Raw genomic sequence first — 20,193 nt, 5'->3', positions numbered from 1 at the left:
TGCGCCGGGGCGGGTGACCCGGCATCCAGGGCGGGGCCGGGTCACCCGCTGACGGGGTCGGTTCGGTCAGCCCGTCCTGCTGACCGGGGCCTGGTTGGCCTCTGCGCGAAGCTGGTGCACCAGGCCGGTCAGCCGGTCGTTGGCGAGGGGGAGGTTCTGTCCCCGGATGGCGTCCGCGACGACCTGGCGGGTGATCTTCCCCGCCTCGGTGACCGCCTGGCGGGCGATCGGCAGGAGATCGTCGGCCACCGGGGTGGCGTCCGGAGTGCCGTTCTCCGAGGCGTCCGGATCGGTGACCGGATGGGTATCCGGCTGTTCGGAGGGAGGCGCGGCCAGGCGCGGGCGAGCGGCCGAGGCGGGTCTGGTGTCCGGGGGTCCGCCCAGGTCATCCCTTCGGCCATGGTGCTCAGGTTCTGGCTCGGTCGGGCCGTCCTGGACGGTCAGGCCATCCGGGACAGTCGTCTCCTGGCTGTCCCGGCCGACCGCGACCACCAGGCGGTTGGCATGCGGTTCAGGCAGTGGGACCAGCTGGTGCTCGTCCTGGCCGACCCCGGTGTCCGGGCGGTCAGCAGTGACCCGGTCAGTTCGGACAGCGGACGTCTCCGGGTGTCCCGGGAGAGCGGTCCCGCTGACCCGGCGGGCGATGAGGATGTACAGGTGGACGGCTCCGGCCAGGGCCAGCGGAGCGATGGTGGACAGGACCCCAACCGTGATGTCGCCGAGCCGAAGCCCTGCGCCTTCAGGCCGTTGCTGGTTCAGGCGTACAGCGTGCAGGGCGTTGGCCCAGATGCTCGCGGCCGTCGCTGTGCCGAACAACAGCCACACGTAGCAGCGGGCGGCGAGCGGTGCGGTGCGCAGGACCAGCAGGGCGCGTACGCCGTAGGCGATGAAGCCGTCGATGACGAAGGGGAAGAGGTAGGTCAGCAGGCCTCGGATGTGGATGGCGATGGCCATCTGCTGGAGAGCGTCGTAGGACAGGGCGCATCCGGCGCCGCCCAGGGTGACGATGGCGGCTCGGTCCCAGCCGGTGATCCGGGTCGGTATCGGCGCGACGTGCTTCACGCGGCCGTCCCGAGGTCGTCGCGGGAAGGAGCCTTCACCGAGGGCTTCTTCAGAGTCGCGGTCCGGCTCTTCGGAGTCTGCTCGCCCTTGTTGACCTTCTTCTGCTGGTCGACCGCCCGGTTGCGGATCTGCCGGCGGGTGCGGCGGTAGAGCTTCTGAGCGTGCTCCTTGGTGACCTTGAGCATGCGGGCGAGCTCTTCGACCGGGGTGCCGGCCTGGTAGGCAGCGCGAGCGACGGCCCGGCGTTCGGCGGTGGTGAGATGGATGTCGCTTCCGGACAGGACGGCATTGACGCGGTCGTAGCTGAGGCGGTGTTGGAGCTTGCGGTGAAGGGAGTGGCGTTCCTCTTCGGTCATGCCGCCCCGGATGCCGTCCTGGTCGCCGTTTTCGAGGGCGGCATCGAGGCAGGTGGTGCGGACGGGGCACTGCTGGCACAGCGCTTTGGCTGTGCGGATACGGTCCATCTCGTCCGGCTCGGGAAAGAAGAGGTCCGGGTCACCGTGGTCATGGACTGTGGAGCGGCAGGCGGCGCGGTCATGCCAGGAGACGTCGCCGAGGGTGCGCGGCGTGGGGTTTTCGGTGCTGTTCATGAGGGGTCTCCGTTCGCCCCGGGCGCGTTTGGGCAGGCGCGGCCTGGGGGTTGGTGCGTGAAGGCGGACCGGTGGCGGCGGTCGCGACCGGCTCTTAGCGGCTGGGGCAGCGAGCCGAGGATCCTGCGATGGGGGCAGCCAGCTCAGGGGGTTCGGTGTATCCCGGCGGCGTGGCAGCGGTGATGCTGCGGCGTTGAGCTGCGATGGCTCTTCTGCGGTCGGGGCCGTCGAGGATGACCTTGTCGGTCATCTCGGTCAGCCGGGAGGCGACGCGGTCGCCGATGTGGACGCGCAGGTCAGCCATGCCGAGGTTGGTGGTTACCAGGGTCGGGAGCATCTCGTTGTAGCGGCGGTTGATCAGCCGCATCGTGATCTCCTCGGTCCACTCGCTGCTCTTGGCCGCGCCGAGGTCGTCGATGATCAGCAGTGGGCAGCGGGCCAGGTCCATCAGCTCCCGCTCGCCGTCGTGGCCGGGGCGGGGCCGCAGCTCCGCGTACAGGTCGGCGGCCGTGATCGCCTTCCAGCGCAGCCGCACACCGGCCAGCAGCAGGGACCGAACCGCGCCGTACGCCTGGTGGGTCTTACCGGTGCCAGTGGTGCCGACGATCAGGAGCGAGCGGCCCTGGGCGATGCCCGGAGCCCCCTTGGGGCCGGGGCGTCCGGTCTGGGCGACCTCGCGGACCCATGCGGCGACCGCGGTGTGGTCGGCGACGGCGTCCTGGTAGCGGGCCGGTATGCGGGCCTGCGCCGCCTGCAGGGCCGGGATCGGCTCGGCCGGGTCGGTGAGTTGGGCGGTCGGGTCGATACCCCGGGTGGTGAGGATGTGGGCCAGGCGACGGGCGATGCCGCCGACGGGCTGGGCGTCGTGGTCGCGCATCACAGCTCCTCGGCGTAGACGGCGGCAGGGTCGGCGGGGTTGGCCCAGGCCCGGTGAGCGGGCAGGTTAGGCCGCGATTCCGGCCGGACCAGACCGGCTGGTGAGGCGTTCATGGCTTCGTTGACCATGCTGGTCAGCACGCTGGGGTGCTTGGGGTTGGCGGCGAAGCGCTGCAGGCCGCCCCGGATGTGCTCCGGGGCGATGCCCTCGCCCAGAAGCTTTTTGACGATGCGCCCGAGGTGGCCGATCACGTCACCCGGCGGACGCTCATTGCAGGCGGCGATGTATTCGCCGACGAGGTCCTGCGCAGAGGGTATGGGCGCGGGCGCTGTGCGCCCCGTAGGAGTAAGAGATCCAGGATCCAAGATCCTAGATCCAGGCGCCGAGCCCTCGGGGAGGTTTCGGGGAGCCTTCGAGGAGTCCTCCGCGACCGGCTTCCGACCTGCGCTTTTCTTCGGAACGCGATGAGGGGCCTCGGTTGTGCCGCCGAGGGTGGTCTGCTGGCCGGACTTGCTCATGGGCCGGGCGGCGGGAGGCTTCGTGGAGGACTTCGACGGCCGATCGAGGGCTCGGGGAGCCTTCGGGGAATCTTCGGGGAGGGTTCGGGGAGTGCTAGGGGTGCCCGCGTGGAGCACGCTGCACTCACCCTTGCAGGCGCCGCACCGCTCCTTGGCGTGGTGTTCGGGGCAGGCCGGGACACGGGACTGCGAGGGCTTATCGATCTTCTGGTGCTCAAACCAGGTGACGATGTGCAGGTACCGGCGGCCGTCGCAGCCGGTGTACCGGCAGATCAGCCCCGCATCGGCCAGCTGTTGCAGATCGTCCTCGACGTGCACCGAAGTGTGCTCGGCACGCAGCGGCCAGAGCAGCCCGGCGATGATCGCTGGGTTGTCGCGGAAGCGGCCGTGGTCATCGGCCTGCGTAAGGAGTCCGAAGAAGGTCCGCTCGGCGTGGACGCTCACCTCGGCGAGCGACTCACTGAAGAACGCTTCGGGCTTGATGGTGCGGATCCTCGCCATGATCAGCGGCCCCTGCCCGTGACGGCGTACGCGTCGGTGGCAGGTCGCAGCACCCCGCTGACCAGGTCGATGTCGTGTGCCTCGTCCCAACTCAGCTCCGGGTGAGCGCGGATCACCCAGCGGGCAGCCGTCATACACTGGGCCCGGTTGAGGGCTATGAGCTGCCCCCGGGAATTGTATGCGCGGGCATAGGGGCTCGGCCAGCTCTGGCCGGGTTGGTGTTGCGAGACGCGGATGGTGCGGGCACCGGGCACCATCTCCGCGAGCAGGGCAATCAGGCGGTGCCAGCGAAGGCCGAGAGTGGGTGCGACAGCCTTGGCGGGCTGGGCAGCGTGGGTCCTTCCGCTCCGGGATTCGGGCATGCGAGAATTCCTCAATGGTAGGCGGGGTGGGACGGCCGTTCTCGTCGAAAAGGTCAGCCGGCTCGTCCCGGTTACAAATCCGCGCCCTTCGGGGTGCGGGGCCCGGCGCCCGGAAGCTGCGAACTTCTGGGCGCCGGTCTCATTTCCCTCTGAAAATCAGAGGACTTGGCGCTCAGCGCAGATGCTGATCCCCCCTTTGCCTGGACTTCGATCGGCGATTTCGCCGAGGGACCAGCAACATATGCGTGACGCTCCCAACGCTCCAGCGCACAGCGGATGGTGGACCACTTCGACGCCAACTCGACATACGGAACTCCCCCGATGGAGCCGGAGCGGCGACGGCGGACGATCTCGGCTCCTCTCCCGAGCGGACCATCACCGCAACACCCTCAAGCACCGGCATCATCCCGACAAGCACCAGGCCGGCGGCCGCCTCACGGCTCCCTCCATGACGTTGGTGACGTTCCGCTCAGGCTTGCTGCTCGCAAGCGATTAACCACACACGCAGCGCTGGCGCGAAGATCCAAAAGACGCTGCCACTTCTGCCGACAAGTCACGCTGCCAAGGACTCGGCAGGAATGAGGCTTCTGCCACAGCGCAGAGAGTGGTGCCATGCCATCGCGGCGTAAACGTGGGCGACAGGCGGACCATTTCGTTTCGCTTGACTGCAATGCCACTCCTCTGCCGACCAAGGTCTGGCACGACCCATTGCCGAACCAGCCCGTGCAGCGATTTAAGCGGGCCAATAGTCCCTAGTCAAAGCGCACACAACCCCGACTTAATGCGCGCAGAGCAGGAATCATGAGCACACAATCAGGGAGATCATCAAGTTCAATTCGCCTTGCACGCAACAGATGTGACAAAGCGTCGGATGAAGAAAGAAAGTCGATTACCCATCACCCGCACCATTCGGCAAGCCGAGCGAGAAGGGACCGGCAGTTTTTTGCCCCTTGCCATAGGCGGCAATCTTTTGCCGCTCACTATGTCCGAATCGCGGCCGTAGGTACCGCCTTGCCCGGACGGAAAAGTAGAACATTAAAATGATCTTTCATTCCGACTGTGGCCTGCCCCACAATTTCACCCTTATCGATCACGGAAGCGGCGGAAGATCAGATTCAAGTTCCGTATTGTCGATGTACGAAAGAAACCTGAGGTGGGGACGGCCGATCGCCGTCCGCCATTTCCATGCCTCGACGAGGGCTGAGATGGCCCTGACACAGGCAGCAGAGCACGGAGGATCAATGGGCGCGGGACCCGCCGAGAGCGGCCCCGGACGGGGCGGCGTCGATCCGTCCCCGGGTCGACAAGCTGCAGCACGGGCCGACCGGGAGGACAGGGCATCGCTTACCCCGGCGCAACTGATGGGCCTTGCCGGTTTGCTCCGGGCCTGGCGGGCTGTGGCCAGTGAACGGCTCGGCCGACAGGTCACGCAGCAGGACGTCGCCGACGCCTGTGAGCGCTCGGTGCGCTGGTACCGCGATCTGGAAGCCGGCGCCAACACGCGGCTGACTCGTGAGCAGTGCGAAGCGATCGGCAAGCTCTTCCTGCTCGGCCGCGATGAGCTACAGGCCCTGCTCCTGTACAGCATGGGCGGTGCTGTTGCTGCCGGCCCCGCTCCCGCCTTCGATACGCCCACCCGCCGTGCGGTGCAGGCGCTGCTCGACCAGCAGACGAATCCGACCTGGCTGCTCGACTCGAAGTGGAACATCATCGGCTACAACGACCCGATGAAGACCTGGTGCCCATGGGTCATGGATCCGCGCGCCAACCTGATGCGGTGGTCTCTTCTCAGCGACGAGGCCAAGACGGTCTTCGTGGACTGGAACAAGCACGCCATCGAGTGGCTGGCGATGCTGCGCTTCTCCGCACTCCAGCACCCCCAGGACGCTGAGATCGGCACCCTCGTCGCCGAGATCATCAACGGGGACGCCCACCTGCGCCGACTGTGGGAAGAGCGCTGCGACGTCACCGAGGCCCGCGAGGCGTTCTATTACCGGGTGTCCCTGCCCAACCACAATTTCGAGATCATCGAGCTGGAGTCCCAGACCCTCTTCCCTGCGGCCCTGCCGGACTGCCGCATGGTGATCATGAGCCCGCTGAACGGCTGCGACGCTGCGACAGATGCCCCCGGTCAGGACACGAGGGGTGGTGAGCCATCAGGCCGGTCGTCGAACGGTCTGCTCCCGGGGCAAATCAGCGTGACCACACCTGCCGAAGCCGCGGCGTATGCCGGTGAGGGGGCCATTGCGCTGCCGATCCTCAGTGAACTCATGGGACACGGCTGCCGACTGACCTACGGCCCGTCGACCCGCACCGTCATCTGGGCCGCGCGCCAGGACGACGGTCGCTGGGACGTCGCCGAAGTCAACCCCTATACGGTCATCGTCCGCATGCCACAGGCCATCCACGTCAAGGGCGCCTCCGAGGAGTACAAGCTGCTCACCCGGGCACTGCTGCCCATCGACTCCAGGGACGCAGTCCAGCGCACCCAGGAGATGACCGCTCAACTGCGGCGCCGCATCGAAGTGCTGGAGGAGATCCACCGCGACGAATGGGAGACCCACCGCGACCGGGTCCCTTACACGTGGCATCCGGTCGACGAAATCTGACCACCACTGCTGCACCTCCACCTCACCGTGGCCGGGTTCGGGGCCCGGCCCGGTGCCGCCGCGGCGCGCAACCCTGGCCGCGGTGGGCACCCGTCCGGCGGCTGAGCGGGAGCGGCGAACAGGGTTCAGCGCCGATCGCCATAGCCGACTGAGGCCCACATCGGTTGACGGTGCGGCCCCATCGCCGGCCTGGACCAGCGGGCTCACGTGCCTATGGCCAGGCCGGGAAGCACCAGCAGGCCGCCGTCCTCGCACCTGACGTCCTCTATGCCAAGCCCATCCGGCGAGGGCACTCCCCGCAGGCGCAGCTCCTGGACCGCCATCCTGGCGGCGGTACCAGCACCCTCCGCTCCGACGTCGTAGAAGTCACGCAGCCACCAGCCCATGATCCGACCCCGCCACCCTCTGGCCTCCATGACCGTATCCGGAGTCCCACCGGGCACCTCACGGTCGTCGACCAGCAACATCACGCCCTCGGCCTCCGAGCAGAGCACCGAGACCGTCTCCAGCACATTCTCGTGACCGCTGCTGGAGATGATGTTGAAGCCCGCGGTGTCCTGTCCGATCTGGGCCGGCAGCTGTTCCCACCACGCACCCAGCAATGCCTTGAGGGAATGTTCCAGCCAGTGCCAGTCAGGCGCCGTTTCCACCGCGGGCAAGGCGAGCGGCCGGGTGCCCGAGCCCCGGTAGAGCAGCCACAGGTAGGGCAGCCGCCCGTAATAGGCAGCTGGATCGGCGCATTCGCCCTGCTCGAAGCCCGCCGCCTCCTGCGACTCCAGCTCTGCCGTGTGCCGCACCGACAGCTGCAGCCCCCGGGGGCCGCGATCCAGCAGCACCGTTTGCTCCTCGCTGCGCCACCGAACGACAGGACCGGTGGTGGCACCGCCGTACAAGGTTGGCGGTCCTATCCGCCCGATGACAGCACCCAGCATCTCTCGCGCGACGGCTTTACGGCGCTCGGCCGGACAGCCCTTGCCATGATCACACACAGTGATGGGAGGGCGCTCAAAGTCACGCACCGAAGGGCGGCGGTGAAGCCGCTCTGCCAGGTCCACCACATCCACCAGGCTCGACCTTTCGCCCATATGGCCACTTTGCCGCAAATACCCCATACGGCAATATGGGGCGCTGGCCGAGCGGACGGCGCCGCGGGCAGGGCCGCAGACGGCCAGGTCGTCCCCTCACACCCGCCCGCAGCCCGATGGGCGCGGCTGCTCTGTCGCTGGACGTCCCACTCAGGGACGAGACCGGGTCCGCTGGAGACGACTGGCGGCGCGAACAAGGTCCTCGGGGGTTTCCACTGCGAGGCTGGTGTCCACCACGGGCAGCATCCGCACGCTGTGCGAATGCATCGGTAAGCCGGTCAGGCGGCCGGTCGATGTGCGGACCGGGACATGCCGCGCATCTGTGCGCGCATGCCGGCGGGCAGGTCGACGGTGGGCTGCCAGCCGAGCACGGAGCGGGCCCGACGCGGGTCGGCGCGGGTGGTCAGTACGTCTCCGTTGCGGGCTCCGTCGGTGTGGATCTGGATCTCTCGGCCGACGAGGGCGTTGGCGATGTTGATCACGTCAAGCAAGGAGGCGTTGGAGCCGCCGCCGACGTTGACGATGCCTGTGTCGATGGGGGCACCCGCAGCGGTGATGGTGGCGGTGACGACGTCGTCGATGTACGTGAAGTCACGGCGCTGATGGCCGTCCCCGTACAGGCGCAGTGGTTGCCCGGTCATCGCGGCGTGGAGGGCACGGTGGGTGAACATGTCGGGGCGCTGACGGGGGCCGTAGACCGTGAAGTAGCGGAGGGCGACGACGCTGGTGGAGCAGTCGGATCGGGAGGCGTGGGCAAGGCAGAGCTGTTCCTCGGCGAGTTTCGTGACGGCGTACGGGGAGGCCGGCCGGGGGTGGTCGCCTTCGGTGCTGGGACCTCCATTGGTGGGACCGTAGACGCTGGAGGATGAGGCCACGACCAGGCGGGGGACGTGCATGCGGGTGGCTGCGTCCATCAGCCGCTGGGTGGCGAGGATATTGGCGTTGACATATTCGCTGAACTGCGCTCCCCACGAGGGACGTACGCCGGGGATGCCGGCCAGGTGGAAGACCACGTCGGTGTCGATGAGGAGCGGATCGACCGCGCAGGTGAGAAGGTCCGCGGTGATGTGCAGGTAGCCCGGGAGGCTGTGCAACGGGGCGATGTTGGCGGCGGCGATCTGGTCTCTGGCGGGATCGCGGCGGTCGACTCCGATGACGGTGGTGCCTGCCCGGGCGAGAGTGTGGGCGAGGTGCGACCCGATGAAGCCGGCCGCGCCGGTCACCAGGGCGCGTCGAGGGACGGCTGGGGTAGCTGTGGAGCGGTTTTCCGGCACAGGAATCTCCTGGGGGGGGATTAGTGAGTTGGGGTGGTCAGCTGAGTTGAGCCAGGACGGTGCGGCCGTGGGTGCCCAGGGCGATGTCGCCCTGTTCGTGACCGCGGACGAGTGCGGTGACGACTTCAATGGCGCCGAATCGCTCCATGAGCCGTTGCTCGGCGTCCGTGAGGCGGCTCCCATACCCGGTGAAGAACGCCTCGCGCAGCCAAGGGGCTGCCTGCCAGCGGCGGAAGTGCAGGCGGGCGAAGTCCCGGATGCGGGCGTCGCGTCGCATGTGCTCGAAGTCGAAGGTCCAGAAGCCGTTGCCGACGTGCCAGTTCCTGGGCTGGTAGTCGAGGTGGCAGACGGCGGTGTCCATCCAACTGCCGGCCAGTTCGTCCGCGATTCGCAGGAGGAGCTGCCGCTCAGCATTCGACAGGAGGCTCGCGTGGTCAGCCCTGGCAACCCAGCTTCGTAACCGATCCGCCAGGGCGGCTCCGGTGCCTTCGTTCGCACCGCGGCCCGTCGCATGGTGAAGAGCCTGAAGGGCAGCTCCGGCGTCGTGGTGCGCTCTCGCCTCCTCATCCGATCCCGGCTGCAGTGCGTCGCCGTTGCGCCCCGGCACCGCGGTGATGAGGAGCGTGTGCGTGGAGTCCTGGCGGGCGACCAACTCGGGGGCGTGGTCCTGGAGATATCGGCGCCACGCCGTGTACGCGTGCACCTCTTGGACGTACCGGGCCTGGATTCCGTGCTTCTTGGCGAAGTAGGCGTTGCCCTGAGTGTCGACGAGCTGCAGGAGGTTGGACGGGAGGGTCGGGGCGGCGACGATGCTGACCGGCCCGACCGTCTGACGTGCGAATGCGATGCGCGGGTCTTCGTCAGTCGTGCTCACGGCGTCGCTCCCGTTGCTAATGCGGAGAGGTGAGCGGTGTCGTTGTGCCGGTCGAGCATCCACCGGCGCTGGCCGAGCCGGTTGTGGTGGTGCTGCCATCTCGTGATGGAGGCGTGCGAGACGGTGAAGCCGGCTTCCGTCATCGACCCGAGCCCGAGCAGCAGAGCGTGCGCGGCCAGGATCGTTTCGCCGTGGACGGCTAAGAGGAGGCGGTCGCCGTCGTGCTGGGTGATGAGGTCGTGGAGGAATGCTTCGGCTCGGTGGAGGTAGCCGTTCCATGTGTCGGAGCCTTCGGCCCAGGGTTGGTCGGGGTGGGCATGCGGGCCTCCGTTAGCCACGGTTTTCACGTGGTGCCAGGGCTTGCCGTCGGCCGCACCGTGAACAGGGCCGTCGAGGCCTGGTTCGATGAGCGGCTCCAGGCCGAGGGCCTGCCCGAGGAGCTCTCCGCTCTGCTGGAGGCGCAGTCGGGGGGCGGCGTACAGCGCGGTGAAAGGCTGGGCTAGGTGCTCGGCGGCCAGGCGGGCCGCGGCTCTCTGGACCTGGACATATCCGAGACGGGTGAGCCCTGTGCAGGTGGCGGGGCCGCCAACGCGGCCGTCGGCATTGCACTGCGCCTCGCCGTGGCGGACGAAGACGAGTTCTGTGGTGATCACGAGGGACCTTGGGTTCGTCGGTGCTGGTGCAGCCAGCGGTAGTGGTAGCCGTGGCGCCCGACATACGGCGCGGTCAGTACGGCATGAAGTGCGAGAAAGTTGCCGAGGCGCTCTCGGCTCGTCGTGCCCAGCCGGGCGTCGTGACGAGCGGCGGCACGGTTGTATCCGTCCAGAGCTGCGGCGATGTCGGGCGGGGCGATCGGGCCGTGCGTCATGATCAGTGTCGCGATCAGCTTGGCCAAGTCGTATCCGAAGGGTGCGAGGGTGAGATCGTCCGTGTCAATGCTGAAGACCATGCCGCCCTCGGTGATCAGGAAGTTCCGCGGGTTGCAGTCCTTGTAGAAGGCAGCGGGCCCTTCGGCGGAGCGCTCCAGCAACATCAACATGGCATGTAGAGCAGATGTGTCGGGCAGAAAACCCTGCTGCAGCCGTTTGCGGAGGGCCGCCTCCCGGCATGAGCGGAAATCCTTGAAGAGGGTGACGTCCCTGAATGCGTACGGCCTGTCCAGTTGGGCGCGGTGCAGTTCGCTTGCCCAAGCAGCGCCGTGCGCGTCTCCCAGGAGCCCGGCCAAGCGCGGGAGGTCTTCCCTCCGGGCATGGCGACCGTCGATGAACTCGAAGGTGAGACTGGTCGATCCGACCACCGTCAGGGCTGGCTGCTGTAGCGGCTTGGCATGGCTGGCCAGCCATCCGTAGTGACGTGCTGCGGCAGCTGCCTGCGCGGGAGTCTCGTAGTCCTTGGTGAATTGGAACGGCATCACGCCTGGCCTCTCTCAGACCGTGCCACGACGTACGTGATGACCGAGGTGGTGGCGATCGGCTTGTCCGCGTGCCATTCATGAAGTGCAGCTGCCAGGGCCCCCGGGTTGCCGTACAAGCTGGGTGCGAGGTCGTACTTGGGGTTGGTGGCAAGGTACTCGGCGACGTGATCGAGGCCGGAGAACTCGAAGCGGTGTTCCTCGTGCTCGACCGCCAACACGTCCATGGCCGGCTTCGTCAGGCCGGCGAGGTTCCCTCCGTGCGCGGTCGCGTAGAGACTCTCGTGCCGCTCGGCGTGCGGGTCGAGTCCCGCGGCCACAAGGGCGTCCAGCTCTTTGTAGCTGTCGAGTGCCTTGGTCACGAGCACCGCGATCCCGCTGGGGGCCAGGGAGCGGGCGATCTCCGCGACGACCCGGCCAGGTTCGGGTGAGTGGTAGAGGCAGAACGCTGCAACAGCCAGCTCACACGAAGCATCGGAGAGCGGTAGGTGGTGGAAGTCCCCTTGGAGAAACGTCAGTTTCGTTCCGGGGTGGTGGCCGGCACGCCTGCGGGCGGCGGCCACCAGGGCAGGAGAGGCGTCGACGCACAGGAGGCGCTGCGGCTTCAGCTGCTCGGCCAGGACTCGGGTACTGGTGCCACGGCCGCAACCGATGTCCGCCGCCAATCCGAGGCGGCGGTCCGCCCCGGCCCGGTGTGTCTGAGCCAGCTGGACGATGACCTCGGGGACAGGACGGCCCGCGGTCCTCGCCCGCATCAGGGCAGTGGAGCGGCTGGCCAGCCGGGCGTCGCTGCCGTACAGCTCGCCCTGTCGATCGGGATCGAGAAAGGGGTTGGTGCTCACGCGCCACACCCCCGCTCGGGGCGCGGGAGGCTCAGGCGTGCTGCTCGGCGATCTGCTGTAGCCAGCGTCGCGTGTGCCGGCGGCTGGTGAGCATCACCACTTCGGCGTGCCCGGAGGCGAACTCCTCGATCTTGGCCATGACTCGCGGCCGCATCTTGCGGCGGTACGTCGCCACGTACTTGATCACGCCCCAGTTGATGCGGTTGTGCACTCCATTGCCCTTGTGCCCGGCACCGTGCCGGATCTGCCGGGACAAAATCCCCCACAGTGCGACCGGGGTCGAGACGTCCATCAGCACCACGGTGTCGCAGGCTTCGAGACGGATCTGCAGCGTGGAGTTGTAGTTCCCGTCGATCACCCAGGCCGGCTGCGCGACCAGCTCGCGCTGTACCTCGGCGAATTTCTCCATGGGCAGGGCGTTCCACTCCTCGTCGTAGAACGCGGCATCCAGGTGCGTCACCGGTGCGTCGAGCAGCGTGGCCAGCTGGCGAGCCAGGTGGGATTTGCCGCTGCCTCCGCAGCCGACGATGGCGACCTTCTTCATGGTGCTCCAGGGTAGAGGTGCTCGGATGCCCGGACGGCACGGCCACCGAGATGTATCCGGATGATCCGGGCCTCGCGGCCCGAGCAAAGAGGCTCATCAGGCGACTCCCTGCCTTGGTGCGGCACCGACGTTGGCTGCCCTGTCCAGCACGGATTCCAGAGCGTCGGCCTGGCGGCTGAGGCGGAACAGCTCCAGCCGGCTGAGGCAATCCGAGATCAGTTCGGCGTGTTGTTGACTGCCCGCGATCTTCCGGAATTCCGTGATACGCGAGATCACCTGGCCGCCCGTCCTGACCACAAGATCTTCGGGGACGAACCGCTCGACGTGCCGGATGCCCGCCGGCGCGAGCGGCAGGCATCCGGCGAGAACGGCTTCGAAGATCCGCTGTGTCATCTGTCCGGCCGCTGCGTATCGCTCGGGCAGGAGTAGGACGGTGGTCAGGGTGCTGCTGTAGAGGGGGGAGACATCGGCGAAGGGGATCCGCCCGAGGAACCTGACATGCGGCCAGCGCTCGGTGCGGGTCCACTTCCCGCCGACCCGGTGCGCGAAGCGTGCGGCGGCCGGCGCGAAGAAGCGGTCGAATGCGTCGTCGCGGTCGTACTGGTTGCCGACGTAGCTGAGCGGCGTCGTGCGGTCCTCGCCGGCCAGGGCGATCGGGTCGGCACCGTCCAGGAGCACGTCATCGATCGGGAAGAGCACGCGGTGGGCACCGGGGGTGGGGGCGACGGCGGCTTCGCACACTATGACGTTCGAGGTCCTGCGCCAGATGCTGTCCTCGCGCAGTTGCCGGTCCTTGTCCCAGATCACGGTGGGGGTGCGGCGGCGAATGGTGTAGCGCTTGAGCAGCTCCGCCTGGCGGTGGAGGTCGCAGGTGTGCCCTGGAGTGCCGCAGGCCGTGGTGTTGCGTCCTTCGATGGGCCAGCGCCATTCGAGGAACAGCACGTCAATGTCCGGAATGCCGCCGTCGAAGGTGTACCGGGCGTCGAGAGTGTCACCGGCTTCGAGGCGATCACGGTCGGTCTGCAGAAAGACGATCTCGTAGCCACGCCCGAGAAGCGCGTCGATCAGCGGGCGACGGTGGCTACGGCCGCCGTCGGGGGTGTCGGTGATCCCGTTTCCGAGGAAGCCCCAGAAGCTGTATCCGATCTTCACTTGGAGATCCACCTCCCTTCGAGCAGCAGAGCATCGAGCCCGGAATTCGCGAGGCAGTCCAAAGCCATTTCCGGCGTGCCGCAGATCGGCTTGCCCTTGACGTTGAGCGAGGTGTTGATCAGGACGGGGACTCCGGTGCGGCGGGCGAACGCCTCCAGGACGTCGTGCATGAAGGGGTTCTGTGCTGGCGTGACGGTCTGGAGTCGGGCGGTGCCGTTGGCGTGGACAACTGCGGGAATGCGCTCGCGGGCGGTATCCGTCACCTGGGAGGCCATGGACATGTACGGCGCGGCCTGTCCCAGGGTGAAGAACTCCCCAGCGCGGGCAGCGGTGACCATGGGGGCGAACGGGCGGAAGGGCTCACGGAATTTCACCGTGGCGTTCAGCCGCTCGACCACCCCGGCTTCGAGGGGAGAGGCGAGGATGGACCGGTTGCCCAGAGCGCGCGGGCCGGCCTCGACACGTCCCTGGAACAGCCCGACGATCATCCCTCGGGCCAGCTGATCCGCGAGGAACTCCGCGGCCTCCCCTCCGAGGCTCTTCTGTTGCAGGGAGGTCCACGGGGTGAGGTCCAGCACCGGTTCCGGAAAGGACGGGCCGAGGTAGCAGGTACGGGCGATCCCGGACAACGGCCGGGGGCTGCCGCTGTCGGTGTGCACGGCGACCGCGGCCCCGATCGCGGTACCGGCGTCACCGGGAGCCGGCGGGACGAAGACCTCGTCGAAGATTCCGGCCTCGATGATCCGCCCGATGCTGACGCAGTTGGTGGCCACTCCCCCGCCCACGCACAGCCGCCGCGAACCGCTCAGCACGCGGGCCCGTCGCGCGAGGTGCAGCATGATCTGCTCAGTGCGCTCCTGGAGGGCAGCGGCCAAATCCTGGTGGATCTCCTGGACCGGCTGATCCGGGTGCCGGGCCGGACAGGTCTCGGCGGCGAACCGAGGGGACGTGCGTGCGTACCCGGAGGCGAGCACGCGGGGCGGGAAGTACGCCGGATCCACTCTGAAGCCGGTGGGAGTGGTGCAGACCGCGCGGGTGAAGACGTGGCGAAATCGACTGGGGTCGCCGAGGGCCGCGAGAGCCATCACGGTGCCTTCTTCGTCGCCCCGGCGCCAGCCGAGATGCTCGGTGACCGCGCCGTACACGTAGCCCAGCGAAGCCGGGTCCGTGAGCCCCTCCAGCATGCGCACCCGCGGACGAGCACTGCAGTGAGCATGGGCGATGGTCGTGGTCTGCCGCTCACCGAGGCTGTCGACGACGAGCACAGCCGCCTCCTCCCAGCCCGACGCGCTGAATGCCGCGAGCTGATGCGCCCGGTGATGCAGTACGGGGAAGACCCGAGCGCCGGGGAATTGCTCAGCGAGGAGTTTCAGGCGACGCCGGGTGCGTGCGGCGACCTTGGCGAACCCCGCAGCCCTCGGAAGCGCGCGTCGCCGCGTCGCGCCCGACAGCGCCATGCGCAGCGCGGCGGGAGTCTCGGCGAGGTAGCGCACGGGCTGGAAGTTATACGCGACGGCGTCGATATCGCCGTGCGTGATGCCAGCCTCCTCCAGCAGCCACCCGACGGCCTGACGAGGGTAGTCACGGGTGTGTTTGTGCTGGGACAAGCGCTCCTCTTCAACGAAGCCCACCAGTTCACCGGCGATCAGGAGGGCGGCAGCAGAGTCATGGGTGAAGGAGCAGATGCCCAGCACCACGGACGGGATACGAGCCACGGCAGCCATCACCTAGTCCCCGGTGCTGAGGCAGTGTGCGTGTTGCCGGCGCGGTGAGTCAGTTCGGCGTACCAGGCAGTCAGCGCTGCACCGAGAGGCCCACCTATGGCGCCGGCAGCCCGTGTCGCCTGTTCTCGCTGTCCGCCCTTCCACAACCGGTAGCTGCGCATGGTCTGTGCCATGGCATCCCAGCCGGGGTGTCCCGTCTTTTCTCCGGCCTGGGCCCGGTCGAGGAGCTGCTCGAACCCCTCCCAGGGCGTGACCAGTTCATGCATCACCGGGCTCGCCGCCACATCTGTCAGCGCGTCGGCCTTCTCCAGGTCGCCTTCGTAGATGTGCAGGGAGTCGACGTGATGGTGGTAGTCGCCCAGGTCGGCGCCGAGCCATCCGGCGACCAGTTCATGGAGCGTGGTGAAGAAGAACAGGTCGTACGGCATTCCGATCCACACGTCCTGGCCACGCATAGTGGTGGACATGTGCAGTCGCCCGCTCCTCATGTGGAAGCGGAACCCGAGGGTGCAGGGGACGTCCTTGTGGCCGACGGCATCGCGGGCCGGGTCGTAGAGCTGGATGGTCGCCCGCCGGGAATCGGGGTCGTCCTGGAGGATTTCGACGATGCGGTGGAGCTGATCGACCTCTCCGGCCCAATTCCGCATCCGGGGCCCGTACGCGCCGCGCAGGAGGCCGTCGTCGGCGTACCTCCGCAGTCGCGCGTTGTAGTCAAAAATCCACGGGGCGTCGGAGCCGGAAAGGTGCCAGACGGTCTCGGCGACCGCGAAGGCGGGGTTCACAAGGCGGACGGGCGGCGCATGCAGGAGCCGTGCCCGGGGTTGGGTCAGGCGCATGCTGACGTCAAGAACTTCGCGGGTGCCCATCCTGCGGGGGCTGACCTTCTCCCCACTCTTGGCCAACGAAACGGCCCCGGTGAAGAGTTCGGCGACACTGTCGGCGATCAATTTCGTCATGGGGTATCTCCCTCGCCCCGAGCCAGGCTGGGCCCGGCACCGGGGACATCGTGATCATTTAGGTCGGTGTACGCGGTGTCGGCCTCGGCCTGGCGGACGATGAGCTGGGCGATATCGGCAGCGCTGTGGCCTCGCCAGCGGCAGACCCCATCGCGCGCTTCTCGCGGCACTCGGGCGCTTCCGCTCCCCTGGCTCAGGAGGTTGAGCGCGTTCGAAACGTCGGCTCCCGTACGGCAGTCATGCGCGATGGCGTGCTCGGCGAGACCGAGTGTGCGGTCGCTGGAACTGCCCAGTTCGAGGACGGGCACGTCGAGGAGTACGGCTTCGATGCCGCACGTCGAGGAAACGCTCACCACGGCGTCCGCCCCCGCCAGGCAACCGCGCGCCCCGACGCGGGGGTCGGCCACGGCCACTGGCGGCCGTCCGTGGTCCCGCCGTACCAAGCGGTCAAAGGCGTGGCGCTCTTGGGCGGGGTGCGGGGCAATGACCAGCCCCCAACACCCCCGGGCCCTTCCTAGGCCATCACGAATGACATCCGCCTGAGCCTGCAGACGGTCCGGTCCGAACGGCTGGCAGGCCCACACCGCAATCCGTTCTGGACCCCGTTCGCCGGCGGCGCCGAACAGCTTCTGCAGGTAATGACGCTGAGCTTCCTTCCCGAGGCCGGCGAGCGCATCGAAGCGTGGCTGACCGAGGACGTGTACCTCCGCATGGGGGTGCCGGGCCCATGCCCTCGCCTGTGCGACGTCGCGGTCACCCATCACCACGATGTGACGACTGTGGAGGGCGGGCCAGGCGACCGCCCCCGGTATCCACGCTCCGTGCTGGACGTTCACAGTGGTGGCGCCGTGCCGCTGAGCGGCATGGGCGGCGAGGGCTCCGAGCGGGCTGGTGTCGTTGCTCAGCAGCACAGTGTGCGGGCGTACTGCGCCGAGCAGCTCAATGAACCACGCCTCTACTCGCACTACGGCTCGCCAGGACGGCTGGGTGCACCCGCCGCTCCCTTCGAGGAGCGCGGCGGCCAGGCGCTCCAGCCGGTCCAACCGGACTGCGTGCACCCCGACTTGGACCGCTCCATGGCCTCCGACCGGCTCGTTGGTCTCCACGCTCAGTCCGGGAATGGTGCCGGAGGCGGTGAGGGCGGCAGGGGGTGCTGGACACAGTGTGATGGACGTCCGCGCGGGGACAGAGCAGCGCTCCACCGGATCCGTGGCGAGATCGATCAGCAGGCTGGATCGGCCTTCATCTGCTAGTTTCTCCAGCACCGGCAGCAGGGTCTGGGCATGCCGGGACGACCAGGAAAGTGCCACAACTTCCGCTGGCGCAACGGTGAACGACTCGGCGGCGCCTGTAGGACCGTCCTCGGGCAAGAGCGCGGCAAGCTTTCGCAGGCGGGTGGAGCGCGCCGGGTTGTCCGGTGCTTGCGCGCCAAGGGCGTATGCGACACCTGACCAGGTGACCGTGTAAGAGCAGTACTCGCGTGAACTGCTCTCCCGCAGCCCGAGCAACCCTTCGTACGGAGCCGGCGTTACAGGGCCTGGATCGTGGGCGAACTCCGGCCACGCGCTCAGGGCCAAGAGCTTCCGCACCAGCTGTGTGATCAGACGCCTTACGGGAACGTGCTGCACGTAGAGCCACGAGGCGCCGCCCGGCGTCTCGGCTCGTCGGGAGCTGTACTTCTCCAAGGCGGACATGACGTCGGCGACGTGCCGATCCACCGCCGTGCGTGCGATAGGCAGATCCTCAAGGTCCCGCGTGGTGAGGCGGGCAGCCGTCGTGTGCCGGAGGGACGCTTCTCCAACAAGCGCCCAGATGGTCCGCTCCCCCACACGGGTCCGGACGAGTCCGAGGGCTCCCGTCGTCGAGGTGCTCACACCAGGCTCCCTTCGACGAAGGGAGCCGAAGGCCGGTCCGGTTCAAGGAAGCTAAGGAGGTCCTGCGGAGCGCGTGCGATGTCCGGCGCCGGGCTGCCAGGCTCTCCGTAACCCCAGGCAGCGTGCACGTACGGCACGCCGGCCCGCCGGGCGCACTCGTGGTCGACTGCGATATCGCCCACGAACATCGCGGATGCGGGATCAGTGGCGAGATCGACGAGCGCGAGCATCAGTGGATCCGGGGCCGGCTTGCCCCGCCCGGGGCCGCCAGGAGACCGGACCGCGGCGAAAGGACACCCGAGCCGGGCCAGCAATGGAGCGGCGCGGTCCAGCGGCTTGGACGTGACCACCCCGAGCAGCCAGCCGGCCGCAGCGAATGCGTGGAGCACTTCCTCCACGCCGTCGAACGGCCGTGCAAGCTCGCACCCTCGCTCAGATGCCCGCGCGTACGTCTCATGGAGGTGATCGACCTGGGTAAGGCCCAGCAGTTCCATGATGTCGTCGAAGGGGCGGCCGAGGTGTTGCTCGTACGCCTCGAACGGCACGTCGATGCCGTGGCATTCGCCTACCTCTTGCCATGCCTGCCGCATGACTGGACGCGTGTCGAGCAGGACGCCATCGAGATCGAGGACGAGTGCACGCCTGAGTTCGGACGCCGTCACCGGGACCGCGCTCCTTCGTCGGCGCTGAGGATGCCCCAGCTCCAGGCGAGGCTCACCCCGTGCGCGGCATCGGAGGCGCCCATTCTGTCCAGCAAGCACCGGATGTGCTTCTTAGCGACGCTGTGCGACATGAGCTGTGATTCAGCGACTTCTCGTGCACCCGCACCCCGGGCGAGAAGCCGGAGTGTGTCGGCCTCCGTATCGGAGAGCTCCGGCCGTACGGCCTCCGCACCCTTCGGCCGGGCCTGGTGACCGGCCTGGCACGCGATCCCGGCGAGCACCGGACGACTGCTGGTTCCCAGTTTGGACCGGATGCCACGCAGGTACCCCTTGACCGTGCCCTCGGTCACGACGAGGCGGGCCGCGATCTCGCTGTTCCTCAGACCGTCGGCGACAAGGCTCAGAACCTCGCTCTCCCTTGTTGTAAGGGCCGACAGGACAGGCAGGGCGTTTGTGGGCATGGCTAACAGCTCCAAGAACTGATCGGACGCGTGGGTGGTAGAGGTGACCGCGGTCAGACGGGCGGCGATGTCGGAGGCCACCGCAGGAAGGCCAGGACGCGCTTGCCGGCGCCATCCGGTTTCAGACGCGAGGTCCACGCATCCGCCTCGGCTGCCACCAGGTGCAGGCCCCGGCCGTCGAGTGCCTCGATCGGTCCGTTGCGCGGAACGGGGAGCTGTGCGGAGTTGTCCTCCAACTCGATCGTCACGAATCCGTTCCGGAAGGAGATGGTCAAGGTGATCTCCTCCGACAACCCCTCGGGCTTGGTTCTGCCGTGGCGTAGGGCGTTCGTGACGAGTTCGCTGACGATAAGCAGCGCCCGATCGGCAAGAGCGTCCAGGCCCCACTCCGTGGCCTTCGTCCGGACGAACGCCCGAGCCCGACGGGGTGCCAGATCGTCAGAGGGCAGTGCGATGCTCGATTGCAGCTCGGCCTGTTGCACGACAGTCATTGAGGACGCGAGACCGCTACGTCGCTCACCAGCCTCGGGCCGAGTCATTGCGCCGTCTCCGTCAGCACTGGCAACGCAGCGGCGGCTCGACCTACCGGGCAGCCGCCGTGCCGAAGGTCAACGACCGCCAATTCGCTGCGGAGAATGTGGAACACGATCTGGTGGTTCGCCGCCATGGACATACCTCCCAAGGTCCCTGCCACGCCGAGCTCGATTCGTCTGCTCGGCTGACGGGTCACGCTGCCACCGCGTCCGGAAGACTGCATATCGCCCAGGTAATAAGGGGAGTTGGGCTGCAATATGGCCGCTGCAATGCCAGCATAA

At 67.9% G+C, this 20,193-nt stretch carries 20 protein-coding genes; 1 reads left to right on the top strand and 19 read right to left on the bottom strand.

Going from position 1 to position 20,193, the window contains the following annotated elements; genetic code table 11:
- Positions 1–66: 66 nt before the first annotated feature.
- The 5 genes from ACZ4NB_RS05035 to ACZ4NB_RS05015 form a co-directional block, all read right to left on the bottom strand.
- Positions 67–1,062 (bottom strand): DUF2637 domain-containing protein, encoded by a 996-nt coding sequence (locus ACZ4NB_RS05035; RefSeq protein WP_467658365.1) that lies wholly within the window; start codon positions 1,060–1,062, stop codon positions 67–69.
- Positions 1,059–1,652, bottom strand: a complete 594-nt coding sequence (locus tag ACZ4NB_RS05030; protein ID WP_467658363.1) for a WhiB family transcriptional regulator — start codon at positions 1,650–1,652, stop codon at positions 1,059–1,061. The genes ACZ4NB_RS05035 and ACZ4NB_RS05030 overlap by 4 nt, the downstream gene beginning before the upstream one ends.
- A gap of 94 nt (positions 1,653–1,746) precedes the next feature.
- Positions 1,747–2,529 carry an ATP-binding protein gene (locus ACZ4NB_RS05025; RefSeq protein ID WP_467658362.1) on the bottom strand — a complete coding sequence of 261 codons (783 nt, stop codon included), beginning with the start codon at positions 2,527–2,529 and terminating at the stop codon, positions 1,747–1,749.
- Complete coding sequence (locus ACZ4NB_RS05020) at positions 2,529–3,548, bottom strand: hypothetical protein (protein ID WP_467658360.1); 1,020 nt, start codon at positions 3,546–3,548, stop codon at positions 2,529–2,531. The genes ACZ4NB_RS05025 and ACZ4NB_RS05020 overlap by 1 nt, the downstream gene beginning before the upstream one ends.
- A gap of 2 nt (positions 3,549–3,550) precedes the next feature.
- On the bottom strand, positions 3,551–3,682 hold the full coding sequence (locus ACZ4NB_RS05015) for a hypothetical protein (RefSeq protein WP_467658359.1): 132 nt from the start codon (positions 3,680–3,682) through the stop codon (positions 3,551–3,553).
- 1,469 nt (positions 3,683–5,151) lie between these two features.
- Here ACZ4NB_RS05015 and ACZ4NB_RS05010 point away from each other — a divergent pair.
- Positions 5,152–6,519: a helix-turn-helix transcriptional regulator gene (locus tag ACZ4NB_RS05010; protein ID WP_467658358.1), complete on the top strand. Its 1,368-nt coding sequence runs from the start codon at positions 5,152–5,154 to the stop codon at positions 6,517–6,519.
- A 203-nt stretch (positions 6,520–6,722) separates the two neighbouring features.
- On the opposite strand, the gene ACZ4NB_RS05005 is transcribed toward ACZ4NB_RS05010, so the two are convergent.
- From ACZ4NB_RS05005 to ACZ4NB_RS04940, 14 genes are all read right to left on the bottom strand, one after another.
- Positions 6,723–7,604 (bottom strand): hypothetical protein, encoded by an 882-nt coding sequence (locus ACZ4NB_RS05005; protein WP_467658356.1) that lies wholly within the window; start codon positions 7,602–7,604, stop codon positions 6,723–6,725.
- A 278-nt stretch (positions 7,605–7,882) separates the two neighbouring features.
- Positions 7,883–8,878, bottom strand: a complete 996-nt coding sequence (locus ACZ4NB_RS05000; protein WP_467658355.1) for an NAD-dependent epimerase/dehydratase family protein — start codon at positions 8,876–8,878, stop codon at positions 7,883–7,885.
- Between the two features lie 37 nt (positions 8,879–8,915).
- On the bottom strand, positions 8,916–9,752 hold the full coding sequence (locus ACZ4NB_RS04995; protein WP_467658354.1) for a phosphotransferase: 837 nt from the start codon (positions 9,750–9,752) through the stop codon (positions 8,916–8,918).
- Entirely contained in the window at positions 9,749–10,405 is a 657-nt protein-coding gene (locus ACZ4NB_RS04990) for a histidine phosphatase family protein (RefSeq protein WP_467658352.1), read from the bottom strand. The genes ACZ4NB_RS04995 and ACZ4NB_RS04990 overlap by 4 nt, the downstream gene beginning before the upstream one ends.
- On the bottom strand, positions 10,402–11,163 hold the full coding sequence (locus ACZ4NB_RS04985; RefSeq protein ID WP_467658351.1) for a phosphotransferase: 762 nt from the start codon (positions 11,161–11,163) through the stop codon (positions 10,402–10,404). The genes ACZ4NB_RS04990 and ACZ4NB_RS04985 overlap by 4 nt, the downstream gene beginning before the upstream one ends.
- Positions 11,163–12,005, bottom strand: coding sequence for a class I SAM-dependent methyltransferase (locus ACZ4NB_RS04980; protein ID WP_467658349.1), 843 nt, complete (start codon positions 12,003–12,005; stop codon positions 11,163–11,165). The genes ACZ4NB_RS04985 and ACZ4NB_RS04980 overlap by 1 nt, the downstream gene beginning before the upstream one ends.
- A gap of 31 nt (positions 12,006–12,036) precedes the next feature.
- Entirely contained in the window at positions 12,037–12,549 is a 513-nt protein-coding gene (locus tag ACZ4NB_RS04975; RefSeq protein ID WP_467658348.1) for a P-loop NTPase family protein, read from the bottom strand.
- Between the two features lie 96 nt (positions 12,550–12,645).
- Positions 12,646–13,701, bottom strand: coding sequence for a glycosyltransferase family protein (locus tag ACZ4NB_RS04970; protein WP_467658347.1), 1,056 nt, complete (start codon positions 13,699–13,701; stop codon positions 12,646–12,648).
- Complete coding sequence (locus tag ACZ4NB_RS04965) at positions 13,698–15,425, bottom strand: carbamoyltransferase family protein (protein WP_467658345.1); 1,728 nt, start codon at positions 15,423–15,425, stop codon at positions 13,698–13,700. Before ACZ4NB_RS04965 ends, ACZ4NB_RS04970 begins: the two co-directional genes overlap by 4 nt.
- Positions 15,425–16,381 (bottom strand): thymidylate synthase, encoded by a 957-nt coding sequence (locus ACZ4NB_RS04960; protein ID WP_467658344.1) that lies wholly within the window; start codon positions 16,379–16,381, stop codon positions 15,425–15,427. The genes ACZ4NB_RS04965 and ACZ4NB_RS04960 overlap by 1 nt, the downstream gene beginning before the upstream one ends.
- Positions 16,378–18,255 carry a hypothetical protein gene (locus ACZ4NB_RS04955; protein ID WP_467658342.1) on the bottom strand — a complete coding sequence of 626 codons (1,878 nt, stop codon included), beginning with the start codon at positions 18,253–18,255 and terminating at the stop codon, positions 16,378–16,380. Before ACZ4NB_RS04955 ends, ACZ4NB_RS04960 begins: the two co-directional genes overlap by 4 nt.
- The gene (locus tag ACZ4NB_RS04950) at positions 18,252–18,917 is read right to left on the bottom strand and encodes an HAD family hydrolase (protein ID WP_467658340.1); all 666 of its coding nucleotides are present in this window, start codon (positions 18,915–18,917) and stop codon (positions 18,252–18,254) included. The genes ACZ4NB_RS04955 and ACZ4NB_RS04950 overlap by 4 nt, the downstream gene beginning before the upstream one ends.
- On the bottom strand, positions 18,914–19,459 hold the full coding sequence (locus ACZ4NB_RS04945) for a LuxR C-terminal-related transcriptional regulator (protein ID WP_467658339.1): 546 nt from the start codon (positions 19,457–19,459) through the stop codon (positions 18,914–18,916). Before ACZ4NB_RS04945 ends, ACZ4NB_RS04950 begins: the two co-directional genes overlap by 4 nt.
- Complete coding sequence (locus ACZ4NB_RS04940) at positions 19,432–19,860, bottom strand: ATP-binding protein (RefSeq protein WP_467658338.1); 429 nt, start codon at positions 19,858–19,860, stop codon at positions 19,432–19,434. The genes ACZ4NB_RS04945 and ACZ4NB_RS04940 overlap by 28 nt, the downstream gene beginning before the upstream one ends.
- Between the last annotated feature and the right edge of the window lie 333 nt (positions 19,861–20,193).

It is taken from the genome of Streptomyces sp. NPDC026575 (assembly GCF_055567415.1).
The sequence above is the reverse complement of the archived record's forward strand: the minus strand, read 5'-3'. Positions and strand labels throughout refer to the sequence as shown.